Genomic DNA, 17,581 nt, shown 5'->3' with positions numbered 1-17,581 from the left:
AGTCTGGCGGGCTCGGGCCCACCGCACCACCCCCCACCAGCGCACCACCGATTGAGGAGGATCCCTCAGATGGCAGTGATGCGTTCCACTCGGCGAAGACTGGCCGCCATCAGTGTGGCCGCCTCGGCGACGCTCGCCGCAGGCCTCGTCTCCGCCCTCCCCGCCGGCGCCGCCCCCACCGCCCAGGAGGGCAGGATCCAGTACGCCGGAGCCGCCAACGCCGTGGCGGACAGCTACATCGTGACCCTCAAGCCGGAGGCGGCCCGAGCCGGCAGCGCCGAGGGCAAGGCGCTCGCGAAGAAGTACGGCGCCGACATCGAGCGCACCTACAAGAAGGCGCTCAACGGCTACGCGGTCGAGGCGTCCGCGGCCGAGGCGGCCCGGCTCGCGGCCGACCCCGCGGTCGCCTCGGTGGTGCAGAACCGCACCTTCAGCATCGCCGCGACCCAGCCCAACCCGCCCTCCTGGGGCCTGGACCGGATCGACCAGCGCAGTCTGCCGCTGAACAACTCGTACACCTACCCGGACTCGGCCGGGCAGGGTGTGACGGCGTACGTCATCGACACCGGTGTCCGCATCACGCACAGCGACTTCGGCGGCCGGGCCTCCTACGGCTATGACGCCGTCGACAACGACAACACCGCCCAGGACGGCCACGGCCACGGCACGCATGTCGCGGGCACCGTCGCAGGTTCCTCCTACGGCGTAGCGAAGAAGGCGCGCGTCGTCGGCGTGCGCGTGCTGAACAACTCCGGGTCCGGTACGACCGCGCAGGTCGTCGCCGGTATCGACTGGGTGGCGCAGAACGCGGTCAAGCCGGCCGTCGCCAACATGTCCCTCGGCGGCGGCGCGGACACCGCGATCGACACGGCGGTCCGCAACGCCATCGCCTCCGGCGTCACCTTCGCGGTGGCGGCGGGCAACGAGTCCACCAACGCCTCGACCAGGTCCCCCGCCCGCGTGACGGAGGCCATCACGGTCGGCGCGACCACCTCGACGGACGCGAGGGCCAGCTACTCCAACTACGGCTCGGTCCTCGACCTGTTCGCCCCGGGCTCGTCCATCACCTCGGCGTGGAACAGCAGCGACTCCGCCACCAACACCATCTCCGGTACGTCGATGGCGACCCCGCACGTGGCCGGTGCCGCAGCGCTGTACCTGGCCGACCACCCGACGGCCACGCCCGCGCAGGTCTCGACGGCGCTGACGGACGCGGCCACCACCGGTGTCGTCGGCAGCCCGGGCTCCGGCTCGCCCAACCGCCTGCTCTTCGTGGGCGAGGGCGACACGACGCCTCCGCCGCCCGGCGACCGGTTCGAGAACACCACCGACTACGCCATCAACGACAACGCCACCACCAACTCGCCGATCACCGTCAGCGGGGTGTCGGGCAACGCTCCCTCCGACCTCAAGGTCGAGGTGAACATCATCCACACCTACATCGGTGACCTGCGCGTCCAGCTCATCGCCCCCGACGGCACCGCGTACCTGCTCAAGGACTACGGCACCGGCGGGAGTTCGGACAACATCAACACCACGTACACCGTGAACGCCTCCTCGGAGACCGCCAACGGCACGTGGAACCTGCGCGTGAGCGACAACTACTGGTGGGACACGGGCCGCATCGACTCCTGGGCCCTGGAGTTCTGACCCTCAGCACCTGATCTCGCCCCCGTCGCGGCCGAGTCCGCGGCGGGGGCGAGTTCGCGACGGGGGCGAGCCGTGCCCGGCCGAAAGGCGCCCCTCACCACACGTCGTCCTCGTCCTCCTCGTACCGCATCGGCTCCACGACCCACCCCGCCGCCAGCGCCAGCCGGGTGTGCCGGTGGACGGCGAGGAAGGCGAACGGACGGCTGAAGTCGGCGTCGACGACCGTGACCAGCCAGCGGAGTTGGGGGAAGCCGGCTCCGGCGGCCGCCATGGCCGTCACCGCGGCGGCCTCGAAACCGCGGGCGTGGAACCTGGCGACGGCCGACTGCTGGGCCGACTCGATGACGAGGGGGAAGGCGGAGACACCGGGAAAGTGGCCACCAGTCATGGGGAGACCGGCCGTGGCCAGGCCGAACACCTCGGGGCGGCGCATCAGGTCGTGGTCCGCCCGCACCTCGAACGCGGGCGTCCGGACGTGGAGGGTCGGCGGGGCGGGGTGCTCGGCCCGTATGCGCCGTACCCGGACCCCGGGGCCCGGCTCGCCCAGCGGGAGGCGGTCGCCCGGCGTCAGCCGGGTCCGGTCCGTGAGCAGGGACACACCGGCCCGCAGCACCTGAGCGGGCGTCATCGCCTCCTCGCCGAGCACCAGATGGACGTCCACGGCGTCGGTGCCGTACACCCGCAGCTCGGTGACATGGCCGTCCGGGGTGTCGGCCACGCCCACGCGGTCCAGCAGGGTGCCGCTGCGCTCCAGGCCCAGGAGGTACGTCCCGCCGTCGGCCCACGGGCCCGTCTGCGGGAGCCAGGGCGATTCCTCGAAGGGGCGCAACCAGCGCGTCCGCAGGGACAGGGCGCTCGCCAGCATCAGTTCGGTGTCGTCCGTGACCTGCACCGGCATCCGCTCGACAAGCCCTCCGGTCCGCTCCGACGCCCAGGAGTCCAACGCCTTCCGGTCGACCTCGGCGTCCCCGGTCAGCACCCCGTGCGCCTCCGCCGGCAGTCCCGCCGCCCACCGCTCGCGCAGCTCCAGCGTGCGCTTCGTCCACAGGCCGAGCGCGGAGTCCACCCCGGCCGCCGAGCCGAGCCCGGCGAGCAGTTCCCGCGCCGCGGCGGCCGCCCGGTCCGCGGGCAGCCCCACCGCGTCCGCCAGTTCCTCGCGCGCCGCGCCCGTCGCGCCGTCCGCCAGGAAGGCGAGCAGGGGCCAGAGCCCCGCCGCCGAGAACACCGTGCCGCCCGTCGTCCGCCCGGCCCAGCGCCCGGTCAGCGCGTTGACCGCGCGCACCGTCGCACGAGAGACCCGCATTCCGCCCCCTGACCGCACGCGCTTACCATGCGCGTGCGCTTCGTCGTACCCCGTCGCAGGCCCTGACCGGCCCCATCGCCCCGAACCAGGAGCACGGTACTCGTGTCCATACCCCCGCCCCCCGGGCCCCAGCAGCCGTACGGAGCCCAGGGGCCCGCGGGACCCCAGGGGCCGTACCCCCCGCCGGGCCCGTACGCCCCGTACCCGTACCACCCCTACGGGCCCTACGGCCGTCCCGCGCCCGTCAACGGGGTCGCCATCGCCGCCCTGGTCCTCGGCATCCTGTGCTTCCTGCCCGCGGTCGGTCTGGTCCTCGGTCTGGTGGCGCTGGCGCAGATCAGGAAGAAGGACGAGCGCGGCAGGGGCATGGCGATCGCGGGGTCCGTGCTGTCCTCGGTGGGGCTCGCGCTGTCGACGGTGAGCCTGGCCACCGGGGTCGCCGCCGACGTCTGGGACGGTGTGAAGGGGGCCGCGACCGGCGAGGGCACCGCCTACGCGCTCGCCGAGGGCGACTGCTTCGACACCCCGTCCGGCTCCCTGGTGGGCGTCGCCTACGACGTGACCGAGGTGCCCTGCTCCGGCCGCCACCACGGCGAGGTGTTCGCGGTGGTCGAGCTGCCCGAGGGACGGTTCCCGGGCGACGACGCGGTGACCGAGACCGCCGAGGACGAGTGCTACACGCTTGAGGCCGAGTACGCCATGGACCCCTGGGCCGTCCCGGACGACGTGGATGTGTACTACCTGGTGCCCTCCCTGGACAGCTGGCGCCTGGGCGACCGGGAGATCACCTGCCTGTTCGGCAGCACCGAGGACGGCGCGAGCCTCACCGGCTCCCTGCGCAGCGACGAGCGCACCCTCGACGCCGACCAGGTGGCCTTCCTCAAGGCCGTGAACACCATCGACGACGTGCTCTACGAAGAGCCGCTGGAGTACCCCGACCTGTCCGACAACCGGGACTGGGCGAAGGACGTCGAGGCCGTGCACGCCGAGCAGATCGAGGCACTGGAGAGCCACCGCTTCGGGTCCGGCGCCGACGAAGCCGTCGCCGGCCTGGTCGCGGACATGAAGGACGCCCGCGCGGCCTGGGCGAAGGCGGCGAAGGCCGCCGACCTGGACGCCTGGTTCGCGCACTACGACACGGCCTACGAGTACGTCGACGGCCCCACCACGGTCACCGCGCGCAAGGCTCTGGGCCTGGCCACCACGGTGCCGTCCTACGAGGACGAGTACGACGGCGGCGAGGAGAGTCCCGGCGGCGGCGAACTGGATGTGTGAGCGCCGCTATAGCGGGGAGAAAGTGCCTGCGTAAAGCCTCCGCGAGGCACAAGTCATCACATCGAGTGATTCTCTGGCCTTTGCTTGCACGGCACAACCCACGGTTGCCAGGCTGTTGCTGTCTGTACAACCTGATGGGAGCGGCCAGTGACATTCGGTGAGCAGCCGGCGTACCTGCGTGTCGCGGGTGATCTCCGCAAGAAGATCGTCGACGGCTCGCTGCCACCGCACACCCGTCTCCCCTCGCAGGCCCGCATCCGCGAGGAGTACGGCGTCTCCGACACCGTCGCCCTGGAGGCCCGCAAGGTGCTGATGGCGGAGGGCCTGGTCGAGGGCCGCTCCGGCTCCGGCACCTATGTGCGCGAGCGCCCGGTGCCCCGCCGTATCGCCCGCTCCGGCTTCCGCCCCTCCGGCGGGGCCACGCCGTTCCGCCAGGAGCAGGCCGACGCCGAGGCGCGCGGCACCTGGGAGTCCAGCAGCCGGCAGGCCGAGGCGAGCGTGGCGGTCGCCGAGCGGCTCGCCGTCCAGCCCGGTGACCGGGTCATGTGCACCAGGTACCTGTTCCGCGAGGCGGGGGAGGCGATGATGCTCTCCACCTCCTGGGAACCCCTCGCGGTCACCGGCCGCACCCCCGTGATGCTCCCCGAGGAGGGCCCCCTCGGCGGCATGGGCGTCGTCGAACGGATGCGCGCCATCGACGTCATCGTGGACAACGTCACCGAGGAGGTCGGCGCCCGCCCCGGCCTCGCCGAGGAACTCCAGGCCCTGGGCGGCGTCCCGGGCCATGTCGTCATCGTCATCCAGCGCACCTACTACGCCTCGGGGCGCCCCGTGGAGACCGCCGACGTGGTCATCCCCGCCGACCGCTACCGGGTCGCCTACCACCTCCCAGTGAAGTAGCGCACAACCCCGGCGCAGTTGTCCCCGACGCCGGCTCAACCACGGCCCCCTCGGCGGGGGTTGGAATCTGGTCGTTCTCGCAGGTCGTCCGCGATGTTGCCGGTATGCCGCTGACCGGATGCATCAGCGTGCGCCGACGGCGCATTCGATGACGTGCGCCCCCTGCGTCCTGGCCGGTTGCGTACCTCTTTGTGAAAAGGCGTATTCGCTGCGTAAAGGTTAGGCGTAGGCTCGGGCATATGCGGATTGCGGTTTCCTTATCGGGTGGGGCACGGCACAGGCCGCGGGCACGATGCGGGGCCGGGGCGGGAAGGAGCGGTGGGGCGCGATGAACGACAGCACGATCACTCTTCCCTGGCTCGTCATACGGCAGGACGACAACGGCAATCGCTACCGCGTGGGCCGGTACGCGACCCGGGCCGAGGCCCAGAAGATCGCGGACAGCCTCGACTCCCGCGGGCACAAACAGCTCTACTGGGTCGAACGGATCGGTCAGTCGGGCGGCGAGTAACCACCCCCGGGCCTCCGTCGGACCTCCGCTAGGCTCCGCCGGGTGACGGAATCGATCGTGGTGGTGGGGGCGGCCCTGCTGGACGAGGGGCGCCTGCTCGCCGCCCGCCGCAGCGCGCCAGCGGATCTGGCCGGGCGCTGGGAACTCCCCGGCGGCAAGGTCGAACCGGGCGAGGCCCCGGAGGCGGCGCTGGTCCGTGAGCTGCGCGAGGAACTGGGCGTGGCGGCGGAGCCGCTGGAGCGCGTACCGGGCCAGTGGCCGCTGCGCTCCCCGTACGTCCTCCGGGTCTGGCTGACCCGCCTCCTGCCCGGCTCCCCGACGCCCGAGCCGTTGGAGGACCACGACGAACTCCGTTGGCTGACCCCCGCGGACCTGTGGGACGTGGACTGGCTCCCGCAGGACGTCCCGGCGGTACGGGCCGTTGAGGAGCGCCTGCGCGCGCCCATGAACTAGGCGTACGTCGCCCCCGTAAGTGCTCGCGAAGCAGGCGTGCGCCACCCGCGCGTGCGCCCATTCGTGCCACTGCGCGCCCTTCTTCGCGATACGGCGCGGCGAATATCGGGTATGTCCCCATTAACCCCCCAAAAAAGGACACCGCTGCCCGGGAAGTGATCGGTGTGATCGACACCGAAGGCGACTGCGCCGAGTGGACGTTCTCCGCCGAGCCCGGTGCCGTCCGCGCCGCCCGAGCCGCCGTCCGTGAACGCCTGCACCACTGGGGCCTGGACAGCCTCGCCGACATCGCCGCCCTGCTGGTCAGTGAACTCGTCACCAACGCCCTGCGGCACGCCACCGGCCCCATCGGCGTCCGCCTGGTCCGCCCCGTCCACCTGGGCGAGGCCCTGCTGGTCGAGGTCTCCGACCCCATCCCCGACCTCCCGCGCGAACGCGTCGCCCGCCCCGAGGACGAGAGCGGACGCGGCCTCCAACTCGTCGCCCACTCCTCCCGCCGCTGGGGAACCCGCCCCGGGGCCACCGGGAAGACGGTCTGGTTCGAACTCGCGGTGCCCTGAGGCGACCCCGCGAAACCGTACGGACGCTGTACGCCCGTGCCCCTGCCGTCGAGCGTCCGGTTCCGGCCACCGAGAGTTGTCGCAGTGCGTGATTCGACTGCGTGTTGGCTGGTTAGAAGACTGGAAGTGTTTCCGCGGTACGGTCCAAAAACGATCGGGAACGTGCTGTGATCGTGAACACCGTGTTGCGCGGCGCCGTAGTGCTGGATACTGCGGGCAGCCGCCTATCGGTGACCGGTGCCGGACGCGGTGAGCTGGAGGGGACGGTTCGCGTGAGCGAGATACCAGCGAAGGCCACGGAGTCCGGGGACCCGTCGGACGGCGCGAGGACGGGGGCGCCCGCCGGCGCCGCCGCGGACGGGGTCCACACCGCGCGGGTCCCCGGCGACGTGCCGCCCGCCGACGGCATATGGCAGAGCAGTCCGCCCGGCTCCATGTACGACTACATCCGCGTCGCGTCCTTCTCCATCGGCCCCGACGGTCTGGTCGACCAGTGGAGCCTGCGCGCCGAGCAGCTCTTCGGCATCCCCGCCGAACGCGCCGTGGGCATGGACCCGATCGCCGCCTTCATCGACCCCGACCGGCGTGAGCTGGGCCATCGCAAGATGGCCGAGATCCTCGACGGCCGCGAGTGGACCGGCGTCGTGCCCTTTCGCAAGCCCGACGGGGAGACCGGCGGACCGGGCGAGGAGGCGCTCGCCGAGGTCTACGTCATGCCGACCCGGACCGAGGACGGCGAGAAGGCCGCCGTCTGCATCGTCGTCGACGTCCGCACCCTGCGCACGATCGAGACCGACCTCGCGGCCTCGCAGGCGATATTCGGTCAATCCCCGTTCGGCTTCCTGCTGATCGACCCCGACCTCCGGGTGCGCCGCGCCAACAAGCGGTTCGCCTCGCTGTTCGGCGGCACCCCCGACGACCACCGTGGCAAGGGCGTGCACGACTATCTGCCCCGGCCGGAGGCGGATCGGGTGACCGCGACCCTGCGCCGGGTGCTGGAGACCGGAGAGTCCATCACGGACATGCACGTCACCGGCTTCCTGCCCGGCTCCGAGGACCGCCGCCACTGGTCCGTCAACCTCTACCGAGTGCACAGCGGTTCGGGCCGGCCCATCGGTATCGCCTGGCTCGGCACCGACATCACAGCCCGCCGCGCCGCCGCCCGCGAGGCAGCCGCCGCGCGGCGCAACCTCGCCCTGCTGAACGAGGCCGGCGCCCGGATCGGCAACTCCCTCGACCTGGAGACCACGGCCCGCGAACTCCTCGACGTCGTCGTCCCCGGCTTCTGCGACCTGGCCACCGTCGACCTCTACCAGGGCCTGCTGGCCGGTGACGAGACCCCGCCGGGCCTCGCCGACGGCAGCGCGGAACTGCGCCGGGTCGCCTTCGCCAGCGCCGTCTCCGACGCGCCCTTCGTCGGCGGCACCGCGACCGTCGCGGTCGGCGCGGTCCACCACTTCCCGTTCAACTCGCCCTGCGCGGACGCCCTGCGCACCGCCCGCCCGCAGTCCGTGCCCGCCGAGGAGGGCGGCCTCGTCCAGTCCACGCTGGCCGTGCCGATGGTCGCCCACGACACCGTCGTAGGGCTCGCGCAGTTCTCCCGGACCAAGGGCAGCGAGCCATTCGGGGACCGGGACCGGGCGCTGGCGGTGGAGCTGGCGGCGCGGGCGGCGGTGTGCATCGACAACGCCCGGCTGTACCGCAGGGAGCACGAGCGGGCGCTGATACTGCAACGGTCCCTGCTCCCGCCCGGCGACCCGGTCGCCTCCGGCCTGGACATCGCCTGCCGCTACCTGCCCGGCAACTCCTCCTCCGACCGGCCGAGCGAGGTGGGCGGCGACTGGTTCGACGTGATCGAACTGCCCGGACACCGCACGGCGTTGGTGGTCGGCGACGTCATGGGCCGCGGTCTGCGCGCCGCCGTCGCGATGGGCGAACTCCGCTCGGCCGTACGCACCTTGGCCCTGCTCGACCTCGAACCGGCGGAAGTGCTCAGCGCGTTGGACGAGATCGCGCGCGGGCTCGGCGCGCCGGGCGGGGTCCAGCAGGCCACCCGTGCCGCCCGCAGGCCCCGCGAGGCGGACTTGTCCGAGGTGTACCTGGCCACCTGCGTGTACGCGGTCTACGACTCGGTGACCCGCCGCTGCACCTTCGCCAACGCCGGTCATCTGCCGCCCGTCCTGGTCGAACCCGGCGAGGCCGCGCTGATGCTGGACGTCCCGCCGGGCATGCCGCTCGGCGTCGGCGGCGAGCCCTTCGAGGAGGTGGAGGTCGAACTGCCCGAGGGCGCCCTGCTCGCCCTCTACACGGATGGACTGGTCGAAAGCCGCGATCACCCCCTGGACGAGGGACTCCAGGCGTTCGTCGGCGCGTTGACCGACCCGGCCCGCCCCCTGGAGGACGTCTGCGACCACGTCCTCAACACCCTCGACACCCACCACGGCGAGGACGACATCGCGCTGCTCATGGCCCGCGTCCAGGGCCTGCCCGCCGACTCCGTCGGCGACTGGACCCTCCCGCGCGAACCGCGCAGCGTGGGCCGCGCCCGCGAGTACGCCCGCGGCCAGCTCCTGAGCTGGGACCTGGAGCCGCTGGTGGACACCACCGAACTCCTGGTCAGCGAACTGGTCACCAACGCCCTGCGCTACGGCGAGGGCGACATCCGCCTCCGCCTCCTCCTCGACCGCACCCTGGTCTGCGAGGTCTGGGACGCGGGCCTGGTCCAGCCCCGCCGCCGCAGAGCCCGGGACACCGACGAGGGCGGCCGCGGCCTGCAGCTCGTCGGCCTGCTCAGCGCGGCCTGGGGCTCCCGCCGGACCCCGAGAGGCAAGACGGTCTGGTTCGAACTCCCCCTGCCGGACGGGGAGACAGGCCTGACGGACCCGGCGGAGGCCCTGCTGAGCCTGTTCTGACGCCTCACCCTCTCCGACCGCAGGTCCGCGGCCCCCCGAAGCTCATCGGCACGGAAGGCTCGGGAGCCGCGCCCCGCAGCCGGATGTCCTGTTCCGCCAGGTCGCGGGCGCGGCGGGCGAGGGCGTCCGTGGTGAGCAGGTCGGTGAGGCCGGGCCCGGCGGTCAGCAGACGGTGGGACTCGGCCAGGCGGGTGCGGGCGGCGCTGCCGACCGTGCCGCGGTGGGTGGCGATGTGGGACTCCGCCGCGGCGGTCGAGGCGCGGGCCACCAGCCAGGCAGCCGTTCTCAGCACCCCGGCCCGGCCGTCCGCGACCGGTACCACCCCGCGCACGATCCGGCGCAGGGCCTCGATGGGGTCGTACGGTCCCGCCAGCAGCTCCTCCCGGACGTCCGACAGGACGCCGTCCGCGTGGGCGAGCCGGACGTCGGCCGGGCCGCCCGGGGTGCCCGTGACCCGCTCGCGGGCCCCGGCGATCTCCGCCTCGGCGCCGGTCAGCGCGGGCGGGACCAGGGCCGCCGCCGCGGGCAGTTCCTCCGCCAGGCGTGCGACGGCGTGGACCAGGGTCTCGGCCTGCGCGACGGCCGTCTCCGCCGCGCGCAACTGCCCGATCGCCGGGGCCGTCTCGTCGCGGTCCGCGCTCTGGCGGGCCTCGTTGAGGCGGGAGGTGGCGAACACCAGGCGGTCCTTGGCCTGTTCCACGTAACCGGCCACCGGGGCGGTCGCCGCGGTGCCGTAGCGCTTGGTCAGCTCCGTAAGGGTCGTGCCCGCGGCCCCGGTACGGGAGGTCAGTTCCCGGAAGCGTGCCTCGGCCGCACCCAGCGCCCCGGCCAGGTCGGCCTCCAGGCCCCGCAGTTGGTCGAAGCCCGCCGCCTCCGCGTCCAGTCGGCGTCCCGCCTCCTCGCAGCGGCCGATGATCCCCGCGAGCACCTGCCGGCGCCCCGCGTCGTCCTCCGGCACCCCGTCGTCGTACCGCTGCCGCATCCGGAACGCCGAGGCCAGCTCCCGTTCCGCCTCCCGGAGCGCCCGTAGGACCGATTCGCCCGGTGACTCCACGAAGGTCAGCTCCTCGCGGCTGACCCGCACCCAGTTGTCCGCCTCCACCAGCAGTGCCTGCGAGCGTTCGTCCAGGTCGGCCGGTCCGGGGGAGGCGTCCGGGGCGGGGGCGCCCCCGGGGGTCGTACGGGTCCGGGCGCGTCGTGCGCGGCGTACGTACGCGTATCCCGCGACCGCCACCGCCGCCACGGCCGCCACCAGCGGGAGCACCAGGTCGCCCGTCGAGGTCTGCTCCGGCTCCTCCTGGGCCGCCGCACCGGCCGCGACCTTGGGCTCCGGGGCCGAGGACGGGCCGGGCAGCAGCAGCCACACCGTGGCGACCAGCACACCCGCCACGGCTATGAGCAGCCGCACGGATATCTGCCCCTTGGCCCGCCGAGGCCGGCCCCGGATCAAGGATGGCGTCACATTTGGGAGCGTATGAGCAGGAAACCCCCCGCGCGACCGGGGTGGCCCCCAGGAGGGAGCCGCCCAGCGGTCAGGAACGTCTGCGGATCTTCGACCCGAGCCAGACGAGGGGGTCGTACTTGCGGTCCACGGCCCGTTCCTTCAGCGGGATCAGCGCGTTGTCGGTGATCTTGATGCCTTCCGGGCAGACCTCCGTGCAGCACTTGGTGATGTTGCAGTAGCCGAGCCCGTGCTCGTCCTGCGCCGTGCTCTTGCGGTCGAGGCCCGCTTGAGCCGCCGCGTCCAGCGGGTGCATGTCCAGCTCCGCCACCCGCATCAGGAACCTCGGACCGGCGAACGCCTGCTTGTTCTCCTCGTGGTCGCGCACCACGTGACAGGTGTCCTGGCACAGGAAGCACTCGATGCACTTGCGGAACTCCTGCGAGCGGTCCACGTCCTCCTGCATCATCCGGTACTCGCCCGGCCCCAGCTCCTTCGGCGGGACGAACGCCGGGACCTGCCGCGCCTTCTGGTAGTTGAAGCCGACGTCCGTCACCAGGTCGCGGATCACCGGGAACGCCCGCAGCGGGGTGACGGTGATGGTCTCTTCCTTGGAGAACACCGACATCCGGGTCATGCACATCAGCCGCGGCCGTCCGTTGATCTCCGCGGAGCACGAACCGCACTTGCCCGCCTTGCAGTTCCAGCGCACGGCGAGATCGGGCGCCTGGGTGGCCTGGAGGCGGTGGATGATGTCGAGGACCACCTCGCCGTCGTTCACCTCGACCTTGAAGTCCTCCAGGCCGCCGCCCTCGGTGTCACCCCGCCACACCTTGAAGCGGGCCTCGTAGCTGCTCACTCGTACAGCTCCTCTTCGGCGAGGTACTTGACCAGCTCCTCCTTGTCGAACAGGGCGAGCAGGTCCGGGCGGATGGGTTCGGTGGTCTCCCGGACGAGGTCGATCTGACCGCGCTCCGGGTCGGTGGCGGCCGGCCCGCCGGTCGGATCGGCGAGCCTGCACAGCAGATTGACGTTGCGCCAGGAGCGCTCCATCGTCGGATGGTCCTCGCGGGTGTGCCCGCCGCGCGACTCGGTGCGCTCCAGCGCGGCCCGCGCCACGCACTCGCTGACCAGCAGCATGTTCCGCAGGTCCAGCGCCAGGTGCCAGCCCGGGTTGAACTGCCGGTGCCCCTCCACCCCGGCCCGCCGGGCCCGTACCCGCAGCTCGGCCAGCTTCTCCAGGGCGTGCGCCATCTCGCCCTCGCGGCGGATGATGCCGACCAGGTCGTTCATGGTCTGCTGGAGCTCCTGGTGGAGGGTGTACGGGTTCTCCGGCGCGCCCTCGTCCGGGCTCTCCGCGGAGAACGGGCGCAGCGCCTCCGCCGCGGCGGCGTCGATCTGCGCGTCGTCCACCACGGGCCGCCCGTCGGCGAGCCCGGCGGTGTACTCGGCGGCGTGCCAGCCCGCCCGGCGTCCGAAGACCAGCAGGTCGGACAGGGAGTTGCCGCCCAGCCGGTTGGAGCCGTGCATCCCGCCCGCGACCTCACCGGCCGCGAACAGCCCCGGCACCCCGCGCGCGGCCGCCGAGTCGGAGTCGACGGCGATCCCGCCCATCACGTAGTGACAGGTCGGCCCGACCTCCATCGGCTCGGCCGTGATGTCGACGTCCGCCAGCTCCTTGAACTGGTGGTACATCGACGGCAGCCGCCGCTTGATCACCTCGGCGGGCATCCGCGTCGACACGTCCAGGAAGACGCCGCCGTGCGGGGAGCCCCGGCCCGCCTTCACCTCGGAGTTGATGGCGCGGGCCACCTCGTCGCGGGGGAGCAGTTCGGGGGGCCGCCGGTTGTTCTCCGGGTCGTCGTACCAGCGGTCCGCTTCCTCCTCGGACTCGGCGTACTTCTCCTTGAAGACGTCGGGGACGTAGTCGAACATGAACCGCTTGCCGTCGGAGTTGCGCAGCACCCCGCCGTCGCCGCGCACCGACTCGGTGACCAGGATGCCCTTCACCGACGGCGGCCAGACCATCCCGGTCGGGTGGAACTGCACGAACTCCATGTTCAGCAGCGGCGCCCCGGCGAGCAGGGCCAGCGCGTGGCCGTCGCCGGTGTACTCCCATGAGTTCGACGTCACCTTGAAGGACTTGCCGATGCCGCCGGTGGCGATTACTACGGCGGGCGCCTCCAGCACGAAGAAACGGCCGGTCTCCCGGTCGTAGGCGAAGACTCCGGAGACCTTCTCGTCCTGTTTGAGGACGCGGGTGACCGTGCACTCCTGGAAGACCTTCAGCCGGGACTCGTAGTCGCCGGTCTCCTTGAAGTCCTCCTGCTGCAGGGAGACGATCTTCTGCTGGAGGGTGCGGATCAGCTCCAGGCCGGTGCGGTCGCCGACATGGGCCAGGCGCGGGTACTCGTGGCCGCCGAAGTTGCGCTGGGAGATCCTGCCGTCCTTGGTGCGGTCGAACAGGGCGCCCCAGGTCTCCAGCTCCCACACCCGGTCCGGGGCCTCCCGTGCGTGCAGCTCGGCCATCCGCCACTGGTTGAGGAACTTCCCGCCGCGCATGGTGTCGCGGAAGTGCACCTGCCAGTTGTCGTGCTCGTTGACATTGGCCATCGCCGCCGCGATGCCGCCCTCGGCCATCACCGTGTGCGCCTTGCCGAACAGCGACTTGCAGATCACCGCCGTACGGGCGCCGCGCTCCCGGGCCTCGATGGCGGCGCGCAGGCCCGCGCCGCCCGCGCCGACCACGACGACGTCCCACTCCTGCCGGTCCACCACGGACATCAGAACAACCTCGGATCGTCGAAGACACCGGACGCGAGCAGATAGACGTAGAAGTCGGCGAGCGCCACGCTCACCAGCGACGCCCAGGCCAGCAGCATGTGGCGGGCGTTGAGCTTCCCCACCCACTGCCACATCCGGTAGCGCACGGGATGCTTGGAGAAGTGCTTGAGCTTGCCGCCGACGATGTGCCGGCAGGAGTGGCAGGAGAGCGTGTACGCCCAGATCAGCACGATGTTGACGAGGAACACCAAAGTGCCCAGGCCCATGTGGCCCCACTCGTAGTGCTCGTCGCGGAAGGTCAGCACCGTGTCGTAGGTGAGGATGCAGGCCACGGGGACGGCGGCGTAGAAGAAGTACCGGTGGATGTTCTGCAGGATCAGCGGGAAGCGGGTCTCACCGGTGTACGTGCGGTGGGGTTCGGCGACCGCGCAGGCGGGGGGCGAGGCCCAGAAGCCGCGGTAGTACGCCTTGCGGTAGTAGTAGCAGGTCAGCCGGAAGCCGAGCGGGAAGATCAGGATCAGGATGGCGGGGGACAGGCCCCACCAGCTGCCGAAGATCTCCCAGTTGGGGCCGTTCCGCATCGGCTCGCAGTTCTCCGCGAGGCAGGGGGAGTAGAACGGCGAGACGTACGGCGCCGCGTAGTAGTCGGCGTTGGAGAAGGCGCGCCAGGTCGAATAGATGATGAACGCGAGCAGACCGGCCGCGGTGGCGGCGGGTGCCAGCCACCAACGGTCGGTCCGCAGATGCGAGGCGGAGATCGCGGCGCGTGTCGGGGTGTGCACACCGCCGCTGTTCAGATGGGGTTCCGTACCAGTGGCCAAGGTTTGACTCCGGTCGGGGGCTGGGTTCAGGGGGCTCGCCGGTCCCGGGCGCCGAGACCCTCGTCGTCGGTGTCGATCCAGAGCGAGTCGTCGTACGGGGTGTCGGGGATCGTGACGAGATCGGGGCGCTTCTGCGTCGTGGGGACGGAGGCCGTCGCGCGCAGCAGGTCCACGCTCTCGCGCAGGTGGTCGCAGTCGGTACGGACGCGGCGGATGTCCAGACCGCCGCTGCCGAGCTGCTGTTCCAGACGGCTCACCGACCGGTTCAGGTCGTCGAGGCACCGCTGGACTGACATCAGGTCGTCGTGCACGGACATGACGTGACCTCACTTCCGTCGGCCGTGCGGCCGTGGGTGGCAACGTTCATGCGCCTGCGAGTGTTGCGCGTCACACCTGTCGCTGTGAAGGGACGTGCACCGATTGGCCGAGGCGCGTGGGTGCATCCCGTGGTGCTTGCGCCACACGAGTGGGCTTCACGACGTGCCACGCCGTGTCGCAGCCCGTTGCCGAACCCTTTCCTCTTCAGTGGCCGCATAGATGTGATCAGCTCCATATACCGCCAAACGTGATCATAACGCCCGCGGCCCCCGGAGGTAAGCAGAGATGTCCCACGACGGCCCAGGACCTCGCGCGGTGGCGCGATCGGTCGCTTTCCTGACCGCGGGTGCGCTCGCGGTCCCGCTGCTGGCGGGATGCGCCTCCGAGGATCCCGCGGGCAAGCCGCTCGCCGGGCCGGACATCGTCCCCGCCGCCCGCTCCCTGCTGGCCGACGGCGGCACCCTGCGCTGGGCGGTGGACTCCGTCCCGGAGACCCTGAACACCTTCCAGGCCGACGCCGACGCCACCACCACCCGGGTCGCCCAGGCAGTCCTGCCCTCGATGTACCGCCTGGACGACAAGGGGCAGCCGGAGATCAACCCCGACTACCTGGAGTCCGCGAAGGTCGTCGAGACCGAGCCCAAGCAGGTCGTGCTGTACAAGCTGAACCAGCAGGCCGTCTGGAGCGACGGCCGGGAGATCGGCGCCGCCGACTTCGCCGCCCAGTGGCGGGCGCTGTCCGGCAAGGACTCGGCGTACTGGACCGCGCGCAACGCCGGGTACGACCGCATCCAGCGCATCGAGCGCGGCGCCAACGACCTGGAGGTCAAGGTCACCTTCGCCCGCCCGTACGCGGACTGGCGCTCGCTGTTCTCACCGCTGTACCCGAAGGAGGTCATGGGCACCCCGGACTCCTTCAACGACAGCGCCCGGCGCAGGCTCAGGATCACCGCCGGGCCCTTCGTCGTCCGCAAGGTCGACCGCAAGGACGACGAGATCACCCTGGCCCGCAACCCCCGCTGGTGGGGCAGTCCGGCCAAGCTGGAGAAGATCGTGCTGCGCGCGGTACCGCGCGACGAGCGCGCCGAGGCGCTGGCCGAAGGCGAACTCGACCTGGCCGAGATCGACCCCGGCACGGTCCGCCGCATGCGTGCCACGGCCGGAGCCGCCGGCGAGAAGGCCAAGGGCGGTAAGAAGGCGGGCGGGGAGAAGGCCGCCGACGGCGCGAAGGACGCCGACGCCAAGAGCAGCACGGACGCCGACCCGAAGCAGGGCGGCGAGGGCAGGCAGGGCCCCGAGGGCCGGAAGGCCGGGGCCGAGCGCCTCCAGCCCGCCTTCAAGGGCTACGAGATCCGCCGCTCCCTGGAGCCCGCCTTCACCCAGCTCGCCCTCAACGGATCCGAGGGCCCGCTCGCCGACGAACGGGTGCGCCGGGCCGTGGCGCGGGCGCTGGACCGCGAGGAGATTGCCAAGGCCGTCCTGGGGCCCCTCGGGCTGCCCGCCGAGCCGGTCGGCAGCCACCTGGCCCTCGCCGGACAGGCCGCCTACGCCGACAACAGCGGCGCCCTCGGCGACCAGGACACCGCGGAGGCCCGGGCCCTGCTCGCGGACGCCGGATGGGTGCGGGGCGGTCCGATCAAGGAGGAGAAGGGCGAGAAGGCGGCGGGGGCGGAGAAGGAGAAGGGCAAGGAGAAGAAGGGCAAGGGCGAGTCCGGGAAGGACGACGGCACCTACGTCGTCGGCGAGGACGACAAGGCGCCCGCCGAGGCCGACCGCGAGAAGAAACGTCACGACCTGCAGCAGGGCAGCGCACCGGGCGCCTACGCCCCCAAGGGCACCGCCGCCCCCGCCGAGGCCGCCGCCAAGACCGCCGCCACCCCGGCCGGTGCCGCGGCCGGGCCGCTGGCCAAGGACGGCAAGCCGCTCACCCTCCGCTTCGTCCTGCCCTCCGGGCCGGGCTCGGAGTCCCTGCGGACGGTCGCCGAGCGCATCCGGCGCATGCTCGACCGGGTCGGCATCCGCACCGAGCTGACCAAGGTCAAGGACGAGAGCTACTTCAAGGACCACATCGCCTCCGGCGAGTACGACCTGGCCCTGTACTCCTGGCCCGCCTCCGCCTACCCCGCCACCGACGCCCGCCCGATCTACGCCAAGCCGGTCCCGGCGGCGGACGGCTCGCTGAACGTGGAGCAGAACTACACCCGGGTCGGCACCGACCAGGTGGACCAGCTCTTCGAGCAGGCGATCTCCACCCTGAGCGACTCCGCGCGCCGCAACCTGATCCGCAAGGCCGACTCCCGTATCTGGGCGGCGGCCGGGTCCATCCCGCTCTACCAGCGCCCGCAGCTCCTGGCGGCCCGCAAGAACCTCGCCAACACCGGCGCCTTCGGTTTCCGGACCCCGGTCTACGAGGACATGGGCTTCCTGAAGAAGGGCGCCCGGCCGGGGCCGGGGGCCACCGCCGCCGAGAAGTAGCCCGGAACCTCCCGGAAAAGCATTCCGTACCCGCTCCAACCTGGGCAGAAGCGGTCCGGCGCGCCGCAGCTGCCCAGGCCCCGTACCATGGGGTGAGGCCGTGGCATGTCAAGCCCGGCAGGGCCCGCGTCACACGGAAGTACGCGCAGGCCGTCCTCACACTCCGGGAGAACGCCGC

The 17,581-nt window shown here is 72.0% G+C and carries 14 protein-coding genes; 8 read left to right on the top strand and 6 right to left on the bottom strand.

Features of this window, described 5'->3' with window-relative positions; genetic code table 11:
* The first annotated feature begins 69 nt into the window (after positions 1 to 69).
* Positions 70 to 1,650 carry a S8 family peptidase gene (locus ACZ7L7_RS29120; RefSeq protein ID WP_472077618.1) on the top strand — a complete coding sequence of 527 codons (1,581 nt, stop codon included), beginning with the start codon at positions 70 to 72 and terminating at the stop codon, positions 1,648 to 1,650.
* A 94-nt stretch (positions 1,651 to 1,744) separates the two neighbouring features.
* Here ACZ7L7_RS29120 and ACZ7L7_RS29115 read toward each other — a convergent pair whose 3' ends face one another.
* Positions 1,745 to 2,953 (bottom strand): serpin family protein, encoded by a 1,209-nt coding sequence (locus tag ACZ7L7_RS29115; RefSeq protein ID WP_472077617.1) that lies wholly within the window; start codon positions 2,951 to 2,953, stop codon positions 1,745 to 1,747.
* 102 nt (positions 2,954 to 3,055) lie between these two features.
* Here ACZ7L7_RS29115 and ACZ7L7_RS29110 point away from each other — a divergent pair, with 102 nt between their 5' ends.
* The 6 genes from ACZ7L7_RS29110 to ACZ7L7_RS29085 all read left to right on the top strand — a co-directional run bounded on the left by ACZ7L7_RS29110 (position 3,056) and on the right by ACZ7L7_RS29085 (position 9,564).
* Positions 3,056 to 4,228, top strand: coding sequence for a DUF4190 domain-containing protein (locus ACZ7L7_RS29110; RefSeq protein WP_472077616.1), 1,173 nt, complete (start codon positions 3,056 to 3,058; stop codon positions 4,226 to 4,228).
* Between the two features lie 147 nt (positions 4,229 to 4,375).
* Positions 4,376 to 5,128 (top strand): GntR family transcriptional regulator, encoded by a 753-nt coding sequence (locus tag ACZ7L7_RS29105; RefSeq protein WP_453601986.1) that lies wholly within the window; start codon positions 4,376 to 4,378, stop codon positions 5,126 to 5,128.
* A 328-nt stretch (positions 5,129 to 5,456) separates the two neighbouring features.
* Entirely contained in the window at positions 5,457 to 5,639 is a 183-nt protein-coding gene (locus ACZ7L7_RS29100; protein WP_285510308.1) for an SPOR domain-containing protein, read from the top strand.
* A gap of 42 nt (positions 5,640 to 5,681) precedes the next feature.
* A complete protein-coding gene (locus ACZ7L7_RS29095; RefSeq protein WP_285510307.1) occupies positions 5,682 to 6,092 on the top strand; it encodes a (deoxy)nucleoside triphosphate pyrophosphohydrolase in 411 nt (136 codons plus the stop codon).
* A 155-nt stretch (positions 6,093 to 6,247) separates the two neighbouring features.
* Positions 6,248 to 6,652: an ATP-binding protein gene (locus tag ACZ7L7_RS29090; protein WP_285510306.1), complete on the top strand. Its 405-nt coding sequence runs from the start codon at positions 6,248 to 6,250 to the stop codon at positions 6,650 to 6,652.
* Between the two features lie 272 nt (positions 6,653 to 6,924).
* Positions 6,925 to 9,564, top strand: coding sequence for a SpoIIE family protein phosphatase (locus tag ACZ7L7_RS29085; RefSeq protein WP_471591945.1), 2,640 nt, complete (start codon positions 6,925 to 6,927; stop codon positions 9,562 to 9,564).
* A gap of 4 nt (positions 9,565 to 9,568) precedes the next feature.
* Here the strand turns inward: ACZ7L7_RS29085 and ACZ7L7_RS29080 are convergent, their stop codons facing one another.
* From ACZ7L7_RS29080 to ACZ7L7_RS29060, 5 genes are all read right to left on the bottom strand, one after another.
* A complete protein-coding gene (locus tag ACZ7L7_RS29080; RefSeq protein ID WP_472077615.1) occupies positions 9,569 to 11,026 on the bottom strand; it encodes a hypothetical protein in 1,458 nt (485 codons plus the stop codon).
* Positions 11,027 to 11,096: 70 nt separating this feature from the next.
* A complete protein-coding gene (locus tag ACZ7L7_RS29075; protein WP_285510303.1) occupies positions 11,097 to 11,864 on the bottom strand; it encodes a succinate dehydrogenase/fumarate reductase iron-sulfur subunit in 768 nt (255 codons plus the stop codon).
* Entirely contained in the window at positions 11,861 to 13,789 is a 1,929-nt protein-coding gene (locus ACZ7L7_RS29070) for a fumarate reductase/succinate dehydrogenase flavoprotein subunit (protein ID WP_453601974.1), read from the bottom strand. Before ACZ7L7_RS29070 ends, ACZ7L7_RS29075 begins: the two co-directional genes overlap by 4 nt.
* Positions 13,789 to 14,610: a hypothetical protein gene (locus ACZ7L7_RS29065; RefSeq protein WP_285510301.1), complete on the bottom strand. Its 822-nt coding sequence runs from the start codon at positions 14,608 to 14,610 to the stop codon at positions 13,789 to 13,791. The genes ACZ7L7_RS29070 and ACZ7L7_RS29065 overlap by 1 nt, the downstream gene beginning before the upstream one ends.
* A 26-nt stretch (positions 14,611 to 14,636) precedes the next feature.
* On the bottom strand, positions 14,637 to 14,927 hold the full coding sequence (locus ACZ7L7_RS29060) for a hypothetical protein (RefSeq protein WP_285510300.1): 291 nt from the start codon (positions 14,925 to 14,927) through the stop codon (positions 14,637 to 14,639).
* A gap of 286 nt (positions 14,928 to 15,213) precedes the next feature.
* Between ACZ7L7_RS29060 and ACZ7L7_RS29055 the strand changes: the two genes are divergently transcribed.
* Complete coding sequence (locus ACZ7L7_RS29055; RefSeq protein WP_285510299.1) at positions 15,214 to 17,403, top strand: ABC transporter family substrate-binding protein; 2,190 nt, start codon at positions 15,214 to 15,216, stop codon at positions 17,401 to 17,403.
* Positions 17,404 to 17,581 lie beyond the last annotated feature (178 nt).

This window comes from Streptomyces sp. NPDC110618 (assembly GCF_055657065.1).
Note: the sequence above shows the minus strand (reverse complement) of the source record. Positions and strands in the feature narration are given on the sequence as shown.

Bases quoted from the DNA above. Each gene is read 5' to 3' on its own strand.
- ACZ7L7_RS29120 (WP_472077618.1), top strand. From the start codon at position 70: ATGGCAGTGATGCGTTCCACTCGGCGAAGACTGGCCGCCATCAGTGTG.
- ACZ7L7_RS29055 (WP_285510299.1), top strand. From the start codon at position 15,214: ATGTCCCACGACGGCCCAGGACCTCGCGCGGTGGCGCGATCGGTCGCT.
- ACZ7L7_RS29060 (WP_285510300.1), bottom strand. From the start codon at position 14,927: ATGTCCGTGCACGACGACCTGATGTCAGTCCAGCGGTGCCTCGACGAC.
- ACZ7L7_RS29070 (WP_453601974.1), bottom strand. From the start codon at position 13,789: ATGTCCGTGGTGGACCGGCAGGAGTGGGACGTCGTCGTGGTCGGCGCG.
- ACZ7L7_RS29100 (WP_285510308.1), top strand. From the start codon at position 5,457: ATGAACGACAGCACGATCACTCTTCCCTGGCTCGTCATACGGCAGGAC.
- ACZ7L7_RS29115 (WP_472077617.1), bottom strand. From the start codon at position 2,953: ATGCGGGTCTCTCGTGCGACGGTGCGCGCGGTCAACGCGCTGACCGGG.